This window comes from Luteibacter sp. Sphag1AF (assembly GCF_014192715.1).
Taxonomy (GTDB): Bacteria; Pseudomonadota; Gammaproteobacteria; order Xanthomonadales; family Rhodanobacteraceae; genus Luteibacter.
Genome location: NZ_JACHYH010000011.1, coordinates 16124 through 33367 on the forward strand (window position 1 = coordinate 16124; position 17244 = coordinate 33367).

Consider the following 17244-nt stretch of genomic DNA (forward strand, 5'->3'; position numbering starts at 1 on the left):
GGATCATTACGTCAATGGGTCGCCGTCCCCATTGGTACGGCGACCCGCCTTTTTGCGCAGCTGACCTGATGGAAGGTCAGCTGCCTTTTTTGCTTAGTTCTTGAACTCAGCCGACCAGTAACCTTCGATCTGCTTGACCAGGGTGTCCGGCAGGGCCACGTAATCGAGCGAAGCGGCCTGGTCCTGACCATTCTCAAGCGACCACTTGAAGAAGTCGAAAGCAACCTTGGCGTGCGAGGCGTTCTTGGCCTTCTTGTACATGATGACCCAGGTGGTCGCCGTGATCGGCCATGCCTCGGCGCCCGGCGCGTTGGTCATGATCAGGTTGAAGTCCTTGGAGTTCTTCCAGTCGGCCGTGGCGGCGGCGGCGGCGAACGTCTTGGCGTTCGGCTGCACGTAAGCGCCCGAAGCGTTCTTCAGCTGTGCGTAGGTGATCTTGTTCTTGACCGCGTAAGCGTACTCGACGTAACCGATCGAGCCCGGGATCTGGCGGACGTACTGCGACACACCTTCGTTGCCCTTGCCACCCACGCCGGTCGGCCATTCAACGGCCGTGCCGAACTTGACCTGGGTCGCCCACTCGTTGCTGACCTTGGACAGGTAGTTGGTGAAGTTGAACGACGTGCCCGAACCGTCCGAACGATGCACGACGGTGATCTTCGTATTCGGCAGCGTCAGGCCCGGGTTCAGCGCGGTGATCTTCGTGTCGTTCCAGGTCTTGATCTTGCCGAGGTAGATGTCAGCGAGGGTCTCGCCGTCCAGCTTCAGCTTGCCGGCTTCCAGGCCCGAGATGTTGACGACGGGCACGATGCCGCCGACCACGACGGGGAACTGACCGAGGCCGAACTGCTGCAGGTCTTCGGCCTTCATCGGAGCATCGGACGCGCCGAAGTCGATGGTGCCTTCCTTGATCTGCGCGACGCCGGCGCCCGAACCCACCGACTGGTAGTTCAGCTTGTTGCCGGTCTTCTCGGCATACGTGGCGGACCACTTGGACAGGACGGGGTAAACGAAGCTCGAACCGGCACCGGTGATGTCGGTGGCCTGGGCGGCCATGCCGAACAGGGAGGCGGCGACGATCGTTGCGATGCGGAGTTTGCTTGAGGTCAACACGGAAAGTTCCTCGGATGTAAGGTGTCGGGCGAGGCCCGCCCGCTCTCTATTTCAGGGGTGCCGTGTTGCAATGAAATGAGTTAATTGTTTCAGCTGTGTGACACGCGTCGCCGGGCTGTCATTTTTGACGCCGGAAACGTGCCTGCAACTGCCGTCCTTCCTCGCTTTGTGGCGAGATGTCACGGACAACCGGATTTCCCCTGCCGCGATGGTGGGGTTTGATTGTTACAGGTTGATGATTCGGCGACGGGCAGCACGGTGGCTGCCACGGCCGGGTCAGAGCGCGACGGCGCCTGGCAGGTTGTCAGAGGCCAGATCGCGCTCCTGAAGTTCCAGTCGGCGCCAGCGGTTGACGATTTCGCAGAAAAGTTCAGCGGTGCGCTCAGCATCGTAAATGGCTGAGTGGGCTTCGCGGGCATCGAACTCGATGCCGGCGGCCAGCACCGCCTTGCTCAGCACGGTCTGCCCGTAGGCCAGGCCGCCGAGGGTGGCGGTGTCGAAGCAGCTGAAAGGGTGGAAGGGATTGCGCTTGTGACCCACGCGGCGCACGGCCGCGTTGAGAAAGCTGAGATCAAAGGCCGCGTTGTGGCCGACCAGAACCGCCCGCTGGCATTCGGCATCGCGCACGGCCAGACGTACACCGTTGAACACATGGTCCAGTGCGGCCCGCTCGGACAGCGCGCCTCGGAATGGGTGGTCAGGGTCGATGCCGGTGATCTCCAGCGAGCGCGGATCGATGTTGGCGCCGGGAAAGGGCTCTACATTGGCCGCGATGGCAGGCAGGGGAACCATGAGGCCCGCGCCGTCCATCGCAATGGGGACGACCGCGATCTCCAGCAGGGCGTCGCGGTCGGGGTCAAACCCGCCCGTCTCGACGTCCACGACGACCGGCAGGAACCCCCTGAACCGCTCGGCCATTCGGCTGGCGGTGCTGTTGCTCGTTTTATCCATGCGCGAAGGATATCAGCCCCGGAGCCTGTCGTTCTGCGGCTTGCCGGTCGCAAGTTGTTAAGACGGCGTACTGGTGTCGTCGTTTTGTCACAAAAACAGCACGGAACGGTAAACGGGCAGAGCCATGCTGCGCGCCGTCAGACCCCTCCTTGAGAAAATTCGTATGGGGTGACAGGGGATCAGCCATGCCTTATTCATTCAAGCGGAGACATTCCATGCGTTCCACATTGCTCGCGGTAGCGATCGCCACCGGCTTGGGCTTCACCAGTTTCTCGGCGGTTGCCGCGACTCAGAAAGCACCGGCCAAGGTGAGCGTCGACGCTGCCACTCTTGAGCAGATGCAGGCCCAGCTGGCCGCACTGCAGGCCAAGGTGGCCGAGCTGGAATCCAAGCAGGACGCGCAGGCTGATGCACAGGTCGAAACGGCCAAGGTCATCAACGAAGTGCAGGTTGCCTCGGCCAAGCCGACGGACGATCTGGCCAAGAAGCTCGACAAGATCGACAAGCTGGTCAGCAACACCAAGATCGGCGGCACGATGTTCTTCGACTTCACCAACGTCGACCACAAAGAATATGCGGCCAACGGCCCGGGCAAGAAGGTGGACGGTCACGGCGCCGTCAACGGCACCGGCTTTGACGTCAAGCGCTTCTACCTGACCGTTGATCACCAGTTCGACGACATCTGGTCGGCGAACCTGACCACCGACTTCAACTACGTGTCGGCCATCTCCCAGACCAGCCTCTTCGTGAAGAAGGCTTACGTGCAGGGCAAGTTCGATCCGCTGTTCACCGTGCGCTTCGGTGCGGCTGACATGCCCTGGATTCCGTTCGTTGAAAAGTGGTATGGCTACCGCTTCCTGGAAAACACGATCACCGATCGTTCGTTTGAAGGCGGCCGCGCCGGTTCCACGGCCAACGCTGGCGGCGTTGGCGCATTCGGCAACTCGTCCGACTGGGGTATCCATGCCCTCGGTGCGACGACGGGCGACAACTCCATCAACTACCAGCTCTCCGTGGTCAACGGTCGCGGTTTCCGCAACCCGAGCCGTTCGGACAGCGTCGACGCAGAAGGCCGTTTCGCCTACTCGCCGATCGAGCAGATGGTTGTTGCCATCGGTGGTTACACCGGCAAGCGCGGTAACGACGTGACCAATGGCCAGCCGACCCGCGATGCATCGCGCGGCGACTTCATGGTGGCGTGGCGTGACAAGACCTTCGGCATCGGTGGTGAGTACTTCCACGCCGAAAACTGGGACGACATCCTGAAGTACACCGGTACCGGCACGGCACCGCTGTCCGTCAAGGACAAGGCCGACGGTTACTCGCTGTGGGCTGACTGGAAGTTCCTGCCGCAGTGGGCTGTCTTCGCCCGCTACGACAGCCTGGACTACAAGTACACCACGCCGACCAACATCGACCGCAAGCTGAAAGATACGTACTACAACGCCGGCGTCTCGTACGACGTGCTGAAGAACCTCAAGCTGGCTCTGGCTTACAAGCACAACGATCTGGAAGGTCCGGCGCTCACGAAGTATGAGTACAAGACCAACGAGATCGGCTTCTGGGGCATGCTGAGCTTCTGATCGGTTATCGGAAGGGAGTTCGACTCAGGGACGACATGGCGGCGGGCGAAAGCCCGCCGCTTTCTTTTTGTCATTTTGACCTGACGAAGTTCGCACTTCAGTTGTGCGCCCGGTCAACTCTCAATCCGAAAAATCTGAGAAATGTCGTATGCGGCGCGACGGCGAATCGAGCGTTCAGACGTCTGAAACGGCATGAAAAGGCTGCGCATTCGTGGAATGCCGGCTTATTCATGAATAGATGCAAGCATATGATTTGTAAGTGAAAAAATGGGCGTCAGCCTGAACGAAAAAGCCTTTCCTGCCCGATTTGCGCACACGTGCTGCGCCGCCACACTTGCAACGCCAATCGCCTCTGCGTAGGTTCGGCCCCATGAACCTCCAGGCCCTCCTCACAGCACGCCGTACGCTCCGCACGATTTTCGTGCTGGTCGCGCTGCTGTTCGTGAGTGTCGGCGTTCATGCCGCATGGCACGATGATGCGGCGGGCAACGGCATTCATGCCACCCCAGTCGAGATGACTCAGGTGCTTGCCGATGCTCCGGACAGCGATCAACTCCCCGCTGATCTGCCGTCCCTTGAAGATAACGGCGGCGTGGATGACACGTTCGTCGTTCCCCCTTTCAGCCATGTCAATGTCACGCGCTTTCCCACTGGCGTCGTGATGTCGCCTGTGCCGTCGTTGACTCCGCACCATCCCGCGCTGGATCTGCGTCCTCCGATCGTCTGATCCCTCATCGGCCGCGAACCGTTTCCGGCTGATCTCCCCGCTTTCGATCGCACTTCCCCAACGCCATTCAGCGCGCCTTTGCGTGCGCCTTCCCTATTCGATAAAGAGAGGAATTCCCATGGAAAATCTTATCCAGGGCTTTGCAGATTTCCGTCGTGACATGTCCGCCGAGCACCGCAGCCTGTTTGCAAAACTGGCTTCCGGGCAGACGCCGCACACCATGTTCATCACCTGCGCCGACTCGCGCATCATGCCGGAACTGATGTTCAACGCTGAGCCGGGCGAGCTTTTCGTGTATCGCAACGTGGGCAACATCGTGCCGCCGTATGCGCAGCACGTCAGCGGCGTCGTTGCCGCCATCGAATACGCCGTGCTGGCGCTGAAAGTTCAGCACATCGTCATCTGCGGCCACTCGGACTGCGGCGCCATGAAGGCTCTGCAGAATCCCGCCGCGCTCAAGGGCATGCCGTCCGTGACGCAGTGGCTGATGCACGCCGATGTTGCCCGCTACGTCGTGGCAGAAAACCGCCCGACCATCCTCGGTGAGGAAGGTCTGCGTTATCTGACGGAAGAGAACGTCGTGGGCCAGCTTGAGCACATGCGCACGCTTCCCGTCGTGGCTGCGGCCATGGCCAATGGCAGCCTGCGCATCCACGGCTGGATTTACGACATCGCCCGTACCGAAATCACGGCATTCGACGCCATGGAAGGCACCTTCCGTCCGTTGGTCGCCGGCAGCAACAACCTCCCGGACGCCACCCCGCACGCACGGTTCTCCGTGCCGGTGGCCTCCGCCGCTTAAGGATTGTCACCATGCGTGCGTATTTTTCCCAAGGCCTTTTTGGCCGCGACCTGCTGGGATCAGTGGTCGTTTTTCTTGTCGCTCTGCCATTGTGCATGGGCATCGCCATTGCGTCGGGCATGCCGCCCTCCGCAGGGTTGATCTCAGGCATCGTTGGCGGTCTGGTGGTGGGTGCCATTGCGGGCTCACCCTTGCAGGTCAGCGGCCCGGCAGCGGGCCTGGCCGTGCTCGTGTTCGAGCTGGTACGCGCGCATGGTGTGGCAGCGCTGGGTCCGGTGGTGCTGCTTGCCGGTGCCATTCAGCTGGTAGCCGGCGTCTGTCGCGTCGGCGTCTGGTTCCGCATGACATCGCCGGCCGTCGTGGCCGGCATGTTGTCCGGTATCGGCATCCTGATCGTTGCCTCGCAGGCACACGTTCTCATGGACGCGGCGCCGAAGGCTCGTGGTCTTGAGAACTTCGCTGCGCTGCCGGGCTCCCTGTATGAAGCGATTACGGGGGAGGGCGAGTCGCATATCGCCCTGATGATTGGCCTGGGCACCATCGCCATCATGCTTGCGTGGGAAAAGCTGCGTCCGGCGAAGATGAAGTTCCTGCCTGGCGCGCTCATTGCCGTGGTGACCATGACGGCAGCGGCGCAGTACTTCGCTGTCAACGTCAATCGCGTGGATGTGCCGTCGAATCTGTTCTCGGCCATCAGCCTGCCGACCATGGGCAGCCTGTTCGGCCTGTTCGATTCGACACTGCTGATCGCCGCCGCAACCTTCGCCTTTATCGCCAGTGCCGAAACGCTGCTCTCCGCGGCAGCCGTGGATCGCATGCACGACGGTGTGCGCACCAATTACGACCGCGAGCTTGCCGCTCAGGGCGTGGGCAACATGGTGTGCGGTTTTCTCGGTGCGCTGCCGATGACGGGCGTGATCGTGCGCAGCGCGGCCAATGTGCAGGCAGGTTCTGCCACGCGCATGGCAACGGTGATGCACGGTGCCTGGCTGCTGGTGTTTGCCCTGCTGCTGCCGTGGCTGATGCGCATGACTCCCGTGTCGTGCCTGGCCGGTATCCTCGTGTTTACCGGTGTGAAGATGGTCAACCTGAAGCAGGTGAAGGATCTGGCCGTGTTCGGCAAGGGCACGGCAGCGATTTATCTCGCTACCACCCTGGCCATCGTGGCGACCGATCTGCTGACCGGTGTGATCGTGGGCTTTGGTCTGTCGCTGTTCCGTCTGGCCCTGATGTCCTCGAAGCTGAAGGTCGATCTGGCTCACCATGATGGTGACAAGAAGGGCACCGCATCGCTGACGCTGCGTGGCTCGGCCACCTTCCTGAAGGTGCCGTCGATGGCACGCACGCTGGAAAGCGTGCCGCCGAACACCCGCGTCAATGTGGTGATGGATGGCCTGCATCACGTGGACCAGGCTTCACTGGAGTTGCTGCGCGACTGGGGCCGCAATGCCTCGAAGAAGGGCTGCGAACTGGTGGTGGACTGGAAGGAACTGCATCTGAAGGTCGAAGGCGCCCGCGCCGCATAGCGGACGCCAGGAGGCTTGCTGAAAAGAAGACGCCCGGTTAGCCGGGCGTCTTCTTTTTATAGCGACACAGGTCGATGATGACGCATTGCGGACAGTCCGGCTTGCGCGCCTTGCACACGTAGCGGCCGTGGAGGATCAGCCAGTGATGGGCGTCCTGCTTGAATTGGGCCGGAATCACTTTTTCGAGTTTGTCTTCCACCTTGCGCACGTCCGCGCCGGGCGCAAGGCCTGTGCGGTTGGCGACGCGAAAAATATGCGTGTCCACGGCGATGGTGGGTTCGCCGAATGCGGTGTTGAGCACTACGTTGGCGGTTTTGCGCCCGACGCCGGGCAAGGTTTCCAGCGCTTCGCGTGAGCGGGGTACTTCGCCGCCGTACTCGTCCACCAGAATGCGCGACATCGCGATGGCGTTTTTTGCCTTGTTGTTGAACAGGCCAATGGTGCTGATGTACGACTTCAGTTTTTCCACGCCCAGATCGAGAATGCCTTGAGGCGTGTTGGCCACGGGGAACAGCCGGCGCGTGGCCTTGTTGACGCCCACGTCGGTGGCCTGGGCGGAAAGCGCCACAGCCAGCAGCAGCTCGAACGGTGTGGTGTACTCCAGCTCGGTCTTCGGGTGCGGATTGAGTTCACGCAAGCGCGTGAACATCTCGACGACGTCGGCCTTCTTCATGTCTCGGGGCCTTGCTTGCGGGCTTTTGCCCGTGCCAGTGCTTCAAGTACGGCGTTACGCGCCGTGGGCGCGGCGACATCCACCTTGCTGGCAGCCAGTTGCGCTTCGCGACGTTGGCGCTCTGCGGTGAGGCGCGCCTCACGTCGCTGAAAATGCATGCGCGCAGCATCGGCGTGCCGACGATCGTTCGCCTGGCTCAATGGCATCGGGTCCAGCGTGATGCAATCGACCGGACAGGCCGGGACGCACAGCTCGCAACCGGTGCACAAGTCACTGACGACGGTATGCATCAGTTTGGCCGAGCCGACAATGGCGTCCACCGGGCATACCTGGATGCACTTGGTGCAACCGATGCATTCGGCTTCCACGACGCGGGCCAGCGTGCGGGGCTTCTCCACGCCGTGTGCAGGGTCCAGTGGAATCACCGGCTTGCCCAGCAGATGCGCGAGCGCAGCGATGCCCTGCGCGCCGCCGGGAGGGCACAGATTGATGCCGGCTTCGTCGCGGGCCATGGCGTCGGCATAGGGCCGACAACCATGGAATCCGCATTGCTCGCACTGCGTCTGTGGCAGCAGGGCGTCGATCCGGTCGGCTAGCGTGGGTGTGTTCACGTGCCTGGCGCGTGCGGCCGGTAAGGAGTTAACGGACGGTGGCGCCGGGCGCGGCGCCCTGGTCGGCGTCCAGCAGGAACAGGTCGCTGCCGCCTTCGCCGGCCGACAGGATCATGCCCTCGGACAGGCCGAAGCGCATCTTGCGCGGAGCCAGGTTGGCAATGAAGACGACGTTGCGGCCCACCAGTTTTTCCGGCTCGCCATACGCAGCGCGGATGCCCGAGAAGATCTGGCGCGAACCGAGAGGGCCTGCGTCCAGTTCAAAGCGGAGCAGCTTGTCGGAGCCTTCAACGAACTGGCAGGCGACGACCTTGCCGATGCGCAGGTCGAGTTTGGCGAAATCGTCGATGGAAATGGTGCTGGCGGTTTCGCTGGCGGTCTCGGTCATGGCTTTGGGTGCTTCCTTGGGTTTGCTGGTTTTTGCGGGTGCTTTTTTCGGTGCATCGGGAGCGGCGAGCGAATCTTTCGACGCGTCCACCATTGCTTCGATGCGTTTGGCATCCAGGCGGGAGAACAGCGGTTCGAAGGTCTTCACCGTGTGGCCGAAGAGTTCGCGACGTGCGTCGGTGAAGTCACCAATGGGTGCATCGAGGAAGGCTTCGGCTGCCGCCACGGTGACCGGAAGAATGGGCTTGAGCAGGCCGGACAGCAGGCGGAACGCATTGATGGCGAACGTGCACACCTGCAGCAGTTCGTCGCGTCGCGCTTCATCGCGCGCCAGCACCCACGGCGCGCGCGCGGCGATGTAGCCGTTGACGGTGTCTGCCATGGCCACGAAACGGCGGGTGACTTCTGCGTAGTCGTCGCTCTCGTAAAGTGCATCCACGCCGTCGTACTGGGCGAGCAGCGACTGCCAGAGCTGGGTGGCTTCGTCGTCGAACCGGTCGCCGAGCTTGCCGGCAAAGTGGCTGTGCACAAAGCCGGCCGTGCGGCTGGCGATGTTGGCCCATTTGCCAACCAGGTGCGAGTTGACCCGTTCTTCAAAGGCCTTGAGGTCCAGGTCCACGTCGACCGGCGTCGCGCTCAGCATCGTGGCGAAATAGTAGCGAAGCGCTTCCGGATGCAGGCCCGAGTCCAGATACGTGCGCGCCTTGATGAAGGTGCCGCGCGACTTGGACATCTTGGCGCCGTTGACGGTCAGGTAACCGTTGACGTGCAGCGCCGTGGGCGTGCGCATCTGCGCGCCATGCAACATGGCGGGCCAGAACAGGCCGTGGAAATTGATGATGTCCTTGCCGATGAAGTGGTGCATCTCGGCGGAGCTGCCTTCGGCGAGGAAGTCGTCGAAACGCGTGCCGGTGCGGTCGCACAGTGCCTTGAACGCTGCCAGATAACCGACCGGCGCATCCAGCCACACGTAGAAGAACTTGCCCGGTGCATCCGGGATGGGGAAGCCGAAGTAGGGCGCGTCGCGGGAAATGTCCCAGTCGCGCAGGCCCCCATCAAGCCATTCCATCAGTTTGGCCACGACGCCCGAATTGGCGACAGGCACGCCGCCCGTGCGTTGGCCACCCAGCCACTCGCGCAGCAGGGTCTCGAATTTGCCCAGTTCGAAGAAGTAGTGCTCCGAATCGCGCAGCACCGGGGTGACGCCGGACATCACCGAATACGGGTTGATCAGGTCGGTGGGCGCGTAAGTGGCGCCGCAGTTCTCGCAGTTGTCACCGTACTGGTCGGCCGTGCCGCAGTTCGGGCACACGCCCTTGATGTAGCGATCCGGCAGGAACATGTCCTTTTCCGGGTCATAAAGCTGCTGGATGTCGCGGCGGGCGATGAAACCGGCATCGCGCAGGCGCGTATAGATGGCCGTGGCCAGCTCGCGGTTTTCCGGCGAATGGGTGGTGTGGTACTGGTCGTAGCTGAAGTGGAAATCGGTGAAATCCGCTTCGTGACCCGCACGGATGTTGTCGATGAACGCTTCGGTTGTGATCCCGGCCTTCTCGGCCGCCAGCATGATGGGCGTGCCGTGGGCGTCTTCGCCCGCCACGAAATGCACTTCGTTGCCCCGCATGCGCTGCGCGCGCGCCCAGATGTCGGCCTGGATGTAGCCGAGCAGGTGGCCCAGGTGCAGCGGGCCGTTGGCGTAGGGAAGGGCGTTGGTAACGAGAATGCGGCGCGGCATGACGGGCCCGGTCTGCGGAATGACCGAAGATTATGGCATGGGGTCCGCCATCGGGGAGCGGGCGAGGCCGCTCCCCGGAGGGAAAATCAGTTGATCCGTTCCCAGATCTGGCTGCGGCCCAGCAGCGAGAAGCCGATGTAGCCATGCACGTCGAGCTTTTCGCCGCCATCGGTCAGTTCGAGCTTGACCTTGTAGATCTTGCCCTTCTTCGGATCGAGGATCTGGCCGCCGGACCACTGGTCGCCGTCCTTCTTCAGGCCCCACATGATCCGCATGCCTTCGATGGGCTTGTTCTTCAGGTCGCCATCGCAGGCCGTGCAGGTGGGGTGCGGGCCCTGGTCGGACTGAAGCACCTCAAGCACTTTTCCTTCCAGTACGCCGTTGGTCTCGGTGATTTCCACCACCGACTTCGGCTTGTGGGTCGTGTCGTCGATCGTGCGCCATTTGCCAACAGGGCTGTCGGAGGCGGCGAAAGCCGGCACGGCAGCGAGGACGAGGGCGGCGGCGACAGCGGCGCGGAACAGTTGCTTCATGCGTTGGGACTCCCCGTACGGTTCTGTATGGCCCGGAGACTGACGAGCCTTCGCCGGGTCGTCAAGCTGCATTGCGCCACGGCTGGCATAATGGGCGATCCCTGCATTTGACCTGTCTCATGAGCCACGCCAGCGAAACCCTCGTACGCAGCCTTCTCGAAGGGGTCATTGACCCGCATTCGGGCCAGCCTCTCGCTCCGTCGATCCGGGCGGTGGGCGTCGACGGCGCCCGCGTGTCGGTGGATATCCAGCTCGGCTATCCGGCCCGCGGCTATCTGGATGCGGCCGCCGCCGCTGCCAAAGCCGCGCTGGAAGCGGATCCGGTCATTGATGCCGCCACCGTCTCGGTGACTCACCGCATCCACGCTCACAAGGTACAGGGCCAGCTCGCGCCCTTGCCTGGCGTGAAGAACATCATTGCCGTCGCTTCGGGCAAGGGTGGCGTGGGCAAGTCCACGGTCTCGGTCAATCTGGCCCTGGCCCTTGCAGCGGAGGGTGCCAATGTCGGCATTCTGGACGCCGACATTTACGGCCCCAGCCAGCCGCGCATGCTTGGCCTCACGGGCAAGCCCGCGTCGCCGGATGGCAAGAGCATCGTGCCCATGCGGGCTCACGGGCTGCAGGCCATGTCCATCGGCGTACTGATCGACGAGGACACGCCCATGATCTGGCGCGGTCCCATGGTTACCCAGGCGCTGATGCAACTTCTGACTGACACCCGCTGGGAAGACCTCGACTACCTGATCATCGACCTGCCGCCCGGCACGGGCGACATCCAGCTGACGCTGTCGCAGAAGGTGCCGGTGTCCGGTGCGATCATCGTGACCACGCCCCAGGACATCGCGCTGCTGGATGCCAAGAAGGCGCTGAAGATGTTTGAAAAGGTGGAAGTGCCGGTGCTGGGCGTGGTCGAGAACATGGCCACCCACGTGTGCTCTAACTGCGGCCATGAGGAACACATCTTCGGCCACGGCGGCGGTGCACGCATGGCCGAACAGTTCGGCATCCCCTTCCTGGGTGAGCTGCCGCTGGACATCCGCATCCGTGAGCAGGCAGACGGCGGCACGCCCACCGTGGTCGCCATTCCCGATTCGGACCTGACCGCCCGTTATCGCGCCATTGCCCGTTCGGCAGCCGCGCGGCTGTCGTTGCAGGCCCGGAACAAGGCGATCACTTTCCCGAAGATCGTCATCCAGAACACCTGACTGGCGCCCCGGGGCGCAGTTGGCGTACCTTTCTTTAGTTATACGCACGCGTGGGCAGGTGCCTGCGCGGGCCCTACGGAGATCTGAAGTTGAGTATCAAGTCCGACAAGTGGATCCGCCGCATGGCCGAAGAGCACGGCATGATCGAGCCGTTTGCACCGGGGCAGGTGAAAGAGCGCGATGGCCACCGCCTCGTGTCTTACGGCACCTCCAGCTACGGTTACGACGTGCGCTGCGCCGCCGAATTCAAGGTGTTCACCAACATCAACTCCACCATCGTTGACCCCAAGGCCTTCGATGAGCGCAGCTTCGTGGACGTGACATCGGACGTCTGCATTATTCCGCCCAACTCCTTTGCCCTGGCCCGCACGGTCGAATACTTCCGCATTCCGCGCAAAGTGCTCACCATCTGCCTGGGCAAAAGCACCTACGCGCGCTGCGGCATCATCGTCAATGTGACGCCGCTTGAGCCGGAGTGGGAAGGCCATGTCACGCTGGAATTTTCCAACACGACGCCGCTTCCCGCAAAAATCTACGCCAATGAGGGCGTGGCGCAGATGCTTTTCCTCGAATCAGACGAGGAATGCGAAGTCAGCTACGCCGACCGCGGCGGCAAATATCAGGGCCAGCGCGGCGTCACGCTGCCCAGCACCTGAACGAACCGCGCGTCGTCGCATTCACGTATGACCCGGTCGAGCGGTAGACTCGCCCATTCCATGAACCACCCCCAAACTTCAGGGAGATTCACCGCATGATCCGTGTTCCCACCTGGCTGGCCCGCGCTGGCGCCGCCGCCATGCTTGCCAGCCTGCTCGTGCTTGCCGGCTGCCACAGCGGCAGCTCCAAGGTCGATCATGTGTCGACCGAACAGGGTCAGTTCGACATGACGCTGAAGGCTTACAAGAGTGGCCAGTTCCTCGTGGATGGCGCAGTGCTGTCCGCCGCCGACACCGGCAGTCACTTCAGCTTCCTGAAAGACACCGGCCACCTGCCCAAGACCGTGCTGCTGCTGCCCAGCGATGAGTCCAAGATCCGCGACAACCATCTTGGCTTCATGGCCCGCATGCAGCTCGATTACGGTTTCACCGTGTACTACGACAAGAAGGGCGAACTCATTCGTCTGAATGCCGTCGAGGCCAAGGCCCGCGCGCTGGAAGACACACCGCAGAAGTCGGAGCTTCCGGATCGCATGCAGGGCAAGGACGCGGCAAGCGGCACCTACGATCCGTCGAACCGGAACCAGCAGGGTTTCTGATCGTGCATCAGGGTCGAAAAAACGACGTTCAGTAGCCGGTCAAAACGCGCTGCGACGGTCAGGAAGGCGCCCCTCGTGAGAGGGGCGCCTTTTTCTTTTGGGTGAGCGCCAGGCCATGGGCTGGCGCTGGTCGATCAGGCGGGCATTGCCACCATGGTTCGTGGATGTTGGCTATCCGTGGGTCAATTCTCGAAATCTGCTTTGGTTGCCGTCAGCGACGACAGGATCGTGCATGCAAGACGTTGGGGCGCTCGCCGTTACGCCGGATCGGTCGTGGGTGCCTGCGTTGTCGTTCGACTGTCCTTACGACGTCTTTTGGACGCCTTCAAAGCTGGTTTTGTAGGCGCCGATCACATAGGCGAGCTGGAACTCCGTGGCGCCTGTCACCGCGTCAAGGGCATCCTTCTCTAGACCTCCCGTCCGCGCGGTGCGTGCCAGGGCTTGGATCGCGGCGGCCAGTACGTCGGCGGCGTCCTGAACGGCTTTCATCGTGCCGCCCAGTTCTTTGTAGTCCATGCTGTCGGCCCAGCGATCGGCGTTCTTGCTCAACTTTTCAAATTCGTCCTGCGTTACGGTTTTGTCCGCGTCGATCTGTTGCAAGTAGTAGCTAACGCCCGGATCGGTAGATGTCAAAGTCAGGCTCATAACACGCTCCTTATGGGTGGGTGGCTGAACCTAGACTTCATCGCAGAGTGCGCGCAACTCTCCCCGCCCGCTCACATGGCGCGCGCAGAGGCGGACTCCTACATCCGATGGCCGCTCAATGTTTCCCTGTCAATCACAATCATCGCGCCCGCATCGGGCGACAGCGTCACGCTTGCACCGGCGCACCCAATGAGGCCATGAACGCCTACATCCTATGGCCGAATAAAACGGCAATGGCAGGCATCGTCGCGAGTCGGGACATCGGGGGCGTGAACGTCCACGTCCGCAGGATTGCCGACTGTTTTGCCGAAAAAATGTCGGTGGCTATGGCGCCTCGTGACCGGAGTGCATGCAATGGCCCGACGCGGCATGTACTGCGACGTCGGGCCATTGCCATCATTGTCCGGGTAACTCCACAGGCAGCTTTTCGCGGAGGCGACGGATCAGCTCGGCAGAATCCGTTTCATCCCGCGGTAATGGCCGGCCGCTTCCCCATACAGGGCCGGGCCACGCATCGTCGCCCACGCGGCGGGCAACGACATGCACATGCAGCTGCCGCACGATGTTGCCCAGCGCACCGATGTTGATCTTCTCGCACGGGCCCGTACCGCGCAGGGCCTCCGTTGCCTGGTTCACTTCGTCCCACAACGCCTGCTGGTCGCTCCTGGAAAGGTCCGTGATCTCGGCCAGGCCGTCATGCCTCGGCACCAGTACCAACCATGGGAAGCGTGCGTCGTTCATCAGCAGGACACGGCAAAGCGGCAGGTCGCCCACCACAAGCGTGTCGCCCGCGAGGCGGGCATCCAGTTCGAACCTCACGCGTCAGCGGCCAGATGTTTTGCGAAGAACGCGAGCGTGCGCTCCATCGCCAGCGTCGCACTGGACTCGTCGTAGCTGGAGCGTGCGTCGCAGTTGAAGCCGTGATCCGCCGGATACACCCAGGTATCCATTTGCGGCATCAATTCGCGATGCTTTTCCACCATGTCTGCCGGGATGGAGTGATCACGTTCCCCGAAATGGAACACCACGGGCGCCTTGGCTTCCTCGGTGAGAAACGGAACGTTGCGCGAGCCGTAGTAACTGGCCGAGGGCAGGCCAAGCCGGATGGCAGCCATCACCGCGATGGTGCCGCCCCAGCAATATCCCACCGTGCCAACCTTGCCGGCGTCGGCGATGGCGAGCGCGGCAATGCCTACGTCCTCCATCGGACGACGAAGGCCCAGTTCGGTGACCAGTTTCACGCCTTTCTGCGCCGACTCAGGGTCATAACCCATGTCCACGTGCTTCTGCACAGGATCAAACAGGGCGGGCGCTATGGCGACATACCCCTGGTCGGCAAACCGGTCGGCCACGCTGCGAATATGGGCGTTCACGCCGAAGATTTCCTGGATCACCACGATGCCGCCTTTGGGCGTCCCGGCAGGCCGTGCGACGTAGGCGTCCATGGACTCATTGGGTCGGGTGGTGTCGAGAGTGATGAAGCTACCCATCGTAAACTCCGTGATTGTGGGTGACAGGGAAACGGTGACTGGCCATCAGTGGTAGGAATACTCCTACAAGCGTGCAATCTCCGCGAGAGCAGCGAGTGGATGCGTCTCACGGGCAGGTGCATAGTCCGGCTCCCTGACGACGGAAGTAATGCCATGGCGCTGACGATTACATCCACGAATGCGGGCGTTCAGAACTATATTGACCAGACGATGGGAGACGAGGATGTCACGCTGGATGAGTTTGAGGCCTTGAGCAAGGCAGCTGACAGGCGGGCAGGCAACCTGGACTATCCGGCGTTGACCGATACGATGGCCGCTTTTCAGAAAGCGGCCGACGATCTGGCGGAAGCGACAAAAGCCCTGGCATCTGCTGCCAGGCGCGGGGAGATCACAGGCTATAAGCTTGACGCGGTGATGGGTGTCGTCGAGTTCCAGCTTGCCTACGTCGTTGCAGGTTACGAAACCTACTTTGAGCACGAAGAGCCGATGCCCTGAGGCTTTCCCGCGTGTCGCCGGCCCAGGCTCCCTGCTCGACGAAAGCTTCGTCTGGCGCAGGTAGCCGGTTGCGCTATAAATGAGTCCATTCCCCGTTGAGACCTGCCCCGATCCCTGGCAAAGGTGTCTTTCGGGCGGGAAGGGAGGAACCGGGTATAATGGCCGGTTTCCCACCTCCCGGTACCCACGACCATGTCGTCCCAGGCCGCCCCGAAAGTAGGTTTCGTCAGTCTCGGTTGTCCGAAGGCTTTGGTCGATTCCGAGCGCATCCTTACCCAGCTGAAAGTAGAGGGGTACGAGATCGTGCCGACCTACGGCGCGGCTGACGCCGTGGTGGTCAACACCTGCGGCTTCATCGACTCGGCCGTGCAGGAGTCGCTGGACGCCATCGGCGAAGCCCTTCACGAGAACGGCAAGGTCATCGTCACCGGCTGCCTGGGCAAGCGTTCGGAGCTGATCCGCGAGGCTTACCCCGACGTGCTGGCCATCACCGGGCCGCAGGATTACGCCAGTGTCATGAGCGCAGTGCACGCGGCACTGCCGCCCAAGCGTAATCCGCTGCTGGATCTGGTGCCGGACACGGGCGTGAAGCTCACGCCGAAGCATTACGCGTACCTGAAGATTTCCGAAGGCTGCAACCACCGTTGCAGCTTCTGCATCATTCCGTCGATGCGCGGTGACCTGGTCAGCCGTCCGGTGGACGAAGTGCTGATCGAGGCCGAAAAGCTGGTGAAGGGCGGCGTTCGCGAACTGCTGGTCATTTCCCAGGACACCAGTGCATACGGCGTGGACATGCGTTACGCCGAGCGCACCTGGCGCGGTCGCGAGTACCGCACGCGCATGACAGAGCTGTGCCAGGGCCTGTCCGAACTGGGTGTGTGGACCCGCCTGCACTACGTGTACCCGTACCCGCACGTGGACGAAGTCATGCCGCTGATGGCGGAAGGCAAGATCCTCCCGTACCTGGACATCCCGTTCCAGCACGCCAGCCCGCGCATCCTGAAACTGATGAAGCGTCCCGGCAACGTCGACAAGACGCTGGAGCGCATCCAGAACTGGCGCCGCCAGGTGCCGGACCTGACCATCCGCAGCACCTTCATCGTGGGCTTCCCCGGCGAGACCAACGAGGAATTCCAGGAGCTGCTCAACTTCTTGCGCGAAGCCGAGCTTGACCGCGTGGGCGCGTTTGCCTACTCGCCGGTGGACGGCGCGCTCGCCAACGATCTGCCGAACCCGATCGACGAAGAGCTGAAGGAAGACCGCCTTGAGCAGTTCATGGCGGTGCAGGCCGAAATCTCGGCAGCGAAGTTGCAGCGCAAGATCGGCCGCACCATGAAAGTGCTTGTGGATGAAGTGGACGCCGAGGGTGCATGGGGCCGTTCCAGCGCCGATGCGCCCGAAATCGACGGTGCCGTGCGCATCGACGATGGCCAGCTGCTGAAACCGGGTCAGTTCGTGGACGTGGTGATCGAAGACGCCGACGCGCACGATCTTTACGGTCACCTGGTCTGAC

General features: G+C 62.3%; 18 protein-coding genes. 9 read left to right on the plus strand and 9 right to left on the minus strand.

Annotation, left to right across the window (positions count from 1 at the left end; genetic code table 11):
• Window positions 1-93: 93 nt before the first annotated feature.
• Together pstS and rnt are read right to left on the minus strand one after the other, a co-directional pair.
• Window positions 94-1110 (minus strand): phosphate ABC transporter substrate-binding protein PstS, encoded by a 1017-nt coding sequence (gene pstS / locus FHW69_RS17790; protein ID WP_183424513.1) that lies wholly within the window; start codon window positions 1108-1110, stop codon window positions 94-96.
• Between the two features lie 279 nt (window positions 1111-1389).
• Window positions 1390-2064: a ribonuclease T gene (gene rnt, locus FHW69_RS17795; RefSeq protein WP_183424450.1), complete on the minus strand. Its 675-nt coding sequence runs from the start codon at window positions 2062-2064 to the stop codon at window positions 1390-1392.
• 215 nt (window positions 2065-2279) lie between these two features.
• Here rnt and FHW69_RS17800 point away from each other — a divergent pair, with 215 nt between their 5' ends.
• The 4 genes from FHW69_RS17800 (at window position 2280) to FHW69_RS17815 (ending at window position 6702) form a co-directional block, all read left to right on the plus strand.
• The gene (locus FHW69_RS17800; RefSeq protein ID WP_183424451.1) at window positions 2280-3647 is read left to right on the plus strand and encodes a carbohydrate porin; all 1368 of its coding nucleotides are present in this window, start codon (window positions 2280-2282) and stop codon (window positions 3645-3647) included.
• Window positions 3648-4068: 421 nt separating this feature from the next.
• Window positions 4069-4374 (plus strand): hypothetical protein, encoded by a 306-nt coding sequence (locus FHW69_RS17805; RefSeq protein WP_183424452.1) that lies wholly within the window; start codon window positions 4069-4071, stop codon window positions 4372-4374.
• A 118-nt stretch (window positions 4375-4492) separates the two neighbouring features.
• The gene (locus FHW69_RS17810) at window positions 4493-5176 is read left to right on the plus strand and encodes a carbonic anhydrase (protein ID WP_183424453.1); all 684 of its coding nucleotides are present in this window, start codon (window positions 4493-4495) and stop codon (window positions 5174-5176) included.
• Between the two features lie 11 nt (window positions 5177-5187).
• On the plus strand, window positions 5188-6702 hold the full coding sequence (locus FHW69_RS17815) for a SulP family inorganic anion transporter (RefSeq protein ID WP_183424454.1): 1515 nt from the start codon (window positions 5188-5190) through the stop codon (window positions 6700-6702).
• Window positions 6703-6739: 37 nt separating this feature from the next.
• Here the strand turns inward: FHW69_RS17815 and nth are convergent, their stop codons facing one another.
• The 4 genes from nth to FHW69_RS17835 all read right to left on the minus strand — a co-directional run bounded on the left by nth (window position 6740) and on the right by FHW69_RS17835 (window position 10641).
• Window positions 6740-7375, minus strand: coding sequence for an endonuclease III (gene nth, locus FHW69_RS17820; RefSeq protein ID WP_183424455.1), 636 nt, complete (start codon window positions 7373-7375; stop codon window positions 6740-6742).
• Window positions 7372-7986, minus strand: coding sequence for an RnfABCDGE type electron transport complex subunit B (locus FHW69_RS17825; protein ID WP_183424456.1), 615 nt, complete (start codon window positions 7984-7986; stop codon window positions 7372-7374). Before FHW69_RS17825 ends, nth begins: the two co-directional genes overlap by 4 nt.
• 28 nt (window positions 7987-8014) lie before the next feature.
• Window positions 8015-10108, minus strand: coding sequence for a methionine--tRNA ligase (gene metG / locus FHW69_RS17830; RefSeq protein WP_183424457.1), 2094 nt, complete (start codon window positions 10106-10108; stop codon window positions 8015-8017).
• Between the two features lie 86 nt (window positions 10109-10194).
• Complete coding sequence (locus FHW69_RS17835; protein WP_183424458.1) at window positions 10195-10641, minus strand: DUF2147 domain-containing protein; 447 nt, start codon at window positions 10639-10641, stop codon at window positions 10195-10197.
• 119 nt (window positions 10642-10760) lie between these two features.
• Between FHW69_RS17835 and apbC the strand changes: the two genes are divergently transcribed.
• The 3 genes from apbC (at window position 10761) to FHW69_RS17850 (ending at window position 13101) form a co-directional block, all read left to right on the plus strand.
• Window positions 10761-11846 carry an iron-sulfur cluster carrier protein ApbC gene (apbC, locus tag FHW69_RS17840; RefSeq protein WP_183424459.1) on the plus strand — a complete coding sequence of 362 codons (1086 nt, stop codon included), beginning with the start codon at window positions 10761-10763 and terminating at the stop codon, window positions 11844-11846.
• An 89-nt stretch (window positions 11847-11935) separates the two neighbouring features.
• The gene (gene dcd, locus FHW69_RS17845) at window positions 11936-12502 is read left to right on the plus strand and encodes a dCTP deaminase (RefSeq protein ID WP_183424460.1); all 567 of its coding nucleotides are present in this window, start codon (window positions 11936-11938) and stop codon (window positions 12500-12502) included.
• Window positions 12503-12597: 95 nt separating this feature from the next.
• A complete protein-coding gene (locus tag FHW69_RS17850; protein WP_183424461.1) occupies window positions 12598-13101 on the plus strand; it encodes a hypothetical protein in 504 nt (167 codons plus the stop codon).
• Between the two features lie 303 nt (window positions 13102-13404).
• Here FHW69_RS17850 and FHW69_RS17855 read toward each other — a convergent pair whose 3' ends face one another.
• The 3 genes from FHW69_RS17855 to FHW69_RS17865 all read right to left on the minus strand — a co-directional run bounded on the left by FHW69_RS17855 (window position 13405) and on the right by FHW69_RS17865 (window position 15236).
• The gene (locus tag FHW69_RS17855; RefSeq protein ID WP_183424462.1) at window positions 13405-13746 is read right to left on the minus strand and encodes a hypothetical protein; all 342 of its coding nucleotides are present in this window, start codon (window positions 13744-13746) and stop codon (window positions 13405-13407) included.
• A gap of 396 nt (window positions 13747-14142) precedes the next feature.
• Window positions 14143-14565, minus strand: a complete 423-nt coding sequence (locus FHW69_RS17860) for an HIT family protein (RefSeq protein WP_183424463.1) — start codon at window positions 14563-14565, stop codon at window positions 14143-14145.
• Window positions 14562-15236, minus strand: coding sequence for a dienelactone hydrolase family protein (locus FHW69_RS17865; RefSeq protein WP_183424464.1), 675 nt, complete (start codon window positions 15234-15236; stop codon window positions 14562-14564). Before FHW69_RS17865 ends, FHW69_RS17860 begins: the two co-directional genes overlap by 4 nt.
• 153 nt (window positions 15237-15389) lie before the next feature.
• Between FHW69_RS17865 and FHW69_RS17870 the strand changes: the two genes are divergently transcribed.
• Both FHW69_RS17870 and rimO read left to right on the plus strand, forming a co-directional pair.
• Window positions 15390-15731 carry a hypothetical protein gene (locus tag FHW69_RS17870; RefSeq protein ID WP_183424465.1) on the plus strand — a complete coding sequence of 114 codons (342 nt, stop codon included), beginning with the start codon at window positions 15390-15392 and terminating at the stop codon, window positions 15729-15731.
• Window positions 15732-15923: 192 nt separating this feature from the next.
• Window positions 15924-17243 carry a 30S ribosomal protein S12 methylthiotransferase RimO gene (gene rimO, locus FHW69_RS17875; RefSeq protein ID WP_183424466.1) on the plus strand — a complete coding sequence of 440 codons (1320 nt, stop codon included), beginning with the start codon at window positions 15924-15926 and terminating at the stop codon, window positions 17241-17243.
• Window position 17244: the final 1 nt, after the last annotated feature.

Bases quoted from the DNA above. Each gene is read 5' to 3' on its own strand.
- nth (WP_183424455.1), bottom strand. From the start codon at position 7,375: ATGAAGAAGGCCGACGTCGTCGAGATGTTCACGCGCTTGCGTGAACTC.
- FHW69_RS17850 (WP_183424461.1), top strand. From the start codon at position 12,598: ATGATCCGTGTTCCCACCTGGCTGGCCCGCGCTGGCGCCGCCGCCATG.
- apbC (WP_183424459.1), top strand. From the start codon at position 10,761: ATGAGCCACGCCAGCGAAACCCTCGTACGCAGCCTTCTCGAAGGGGTC.
- FHW69_RS17800 (WP_183424451.1), top strand. From the start codon at position 2,280: ATGCGTTCCACATTGCTCGCGGTAGCGATCGCCACCGGCTTGGGCTTC.
- rimO (WP_183424466.1), top strand. From the start codon at position 15,924: ATGTCGTCCCAGGCCGCCCCGAAAGTAGGTTTCGTCAGTCTCGGTTGT.
- rnt (WP_183424450.1), bottom strand. From the start codon at position 2,064: ATGGATAAAACGAGCAACAGCACCGCCAGCCGAATGGCCGAGCGGTTC.
- FHW69_RS17835 (WP_183424458.1), bottom strand. From the start codon at position 10,641: ATGAAGCAACTGTTCCGCGCCGCTGTCGCCGCCGCCCTCGTCCTCGCT.
- FHW69_RS17810 (WP_183424453.1), top strand. From the start codon at position 4,493: ATGGAAAATCTTATCCAGGGCTTTGCAGATTTCCGTCGTGACATGTCC.
- FHW69_RS17855 (WP_183424462.1), bottom strand. From the start codon at position 13,746: ATGAGCCTGACTTTGACATCTACCGATCCGGGCGTTAGCTACTACTTG.
- FHW69_RS17865 (WP_183424464.1), bottom strand. From the start codon at position 15,236: ATGGGTAGCTTCATCACTCTCGACACCACCCGACCCAATGAGTCCATG.
- FHW69_RS17870 (WP_183424465.1), top strand. From the start codon at position 15,390: ATGGCGCTGACGATTACATCCACGAATGCGGGCGTTCAGAACTATATT.
- FHW69_RS17815 (WP_183424454.1), top strand. From the start codon at position 5,188: ATGCGTGCGTATTTTTCCCAAGGCCTTTTTGGCCGCGACCTGCTGGGA.
- metG (WP_183424457.1), bottom strand. From the start codon at position 10,108: ATGCCGCGCCGCATTCTCGTTACCAACGCCCTTCCCTACGCCAACGGC.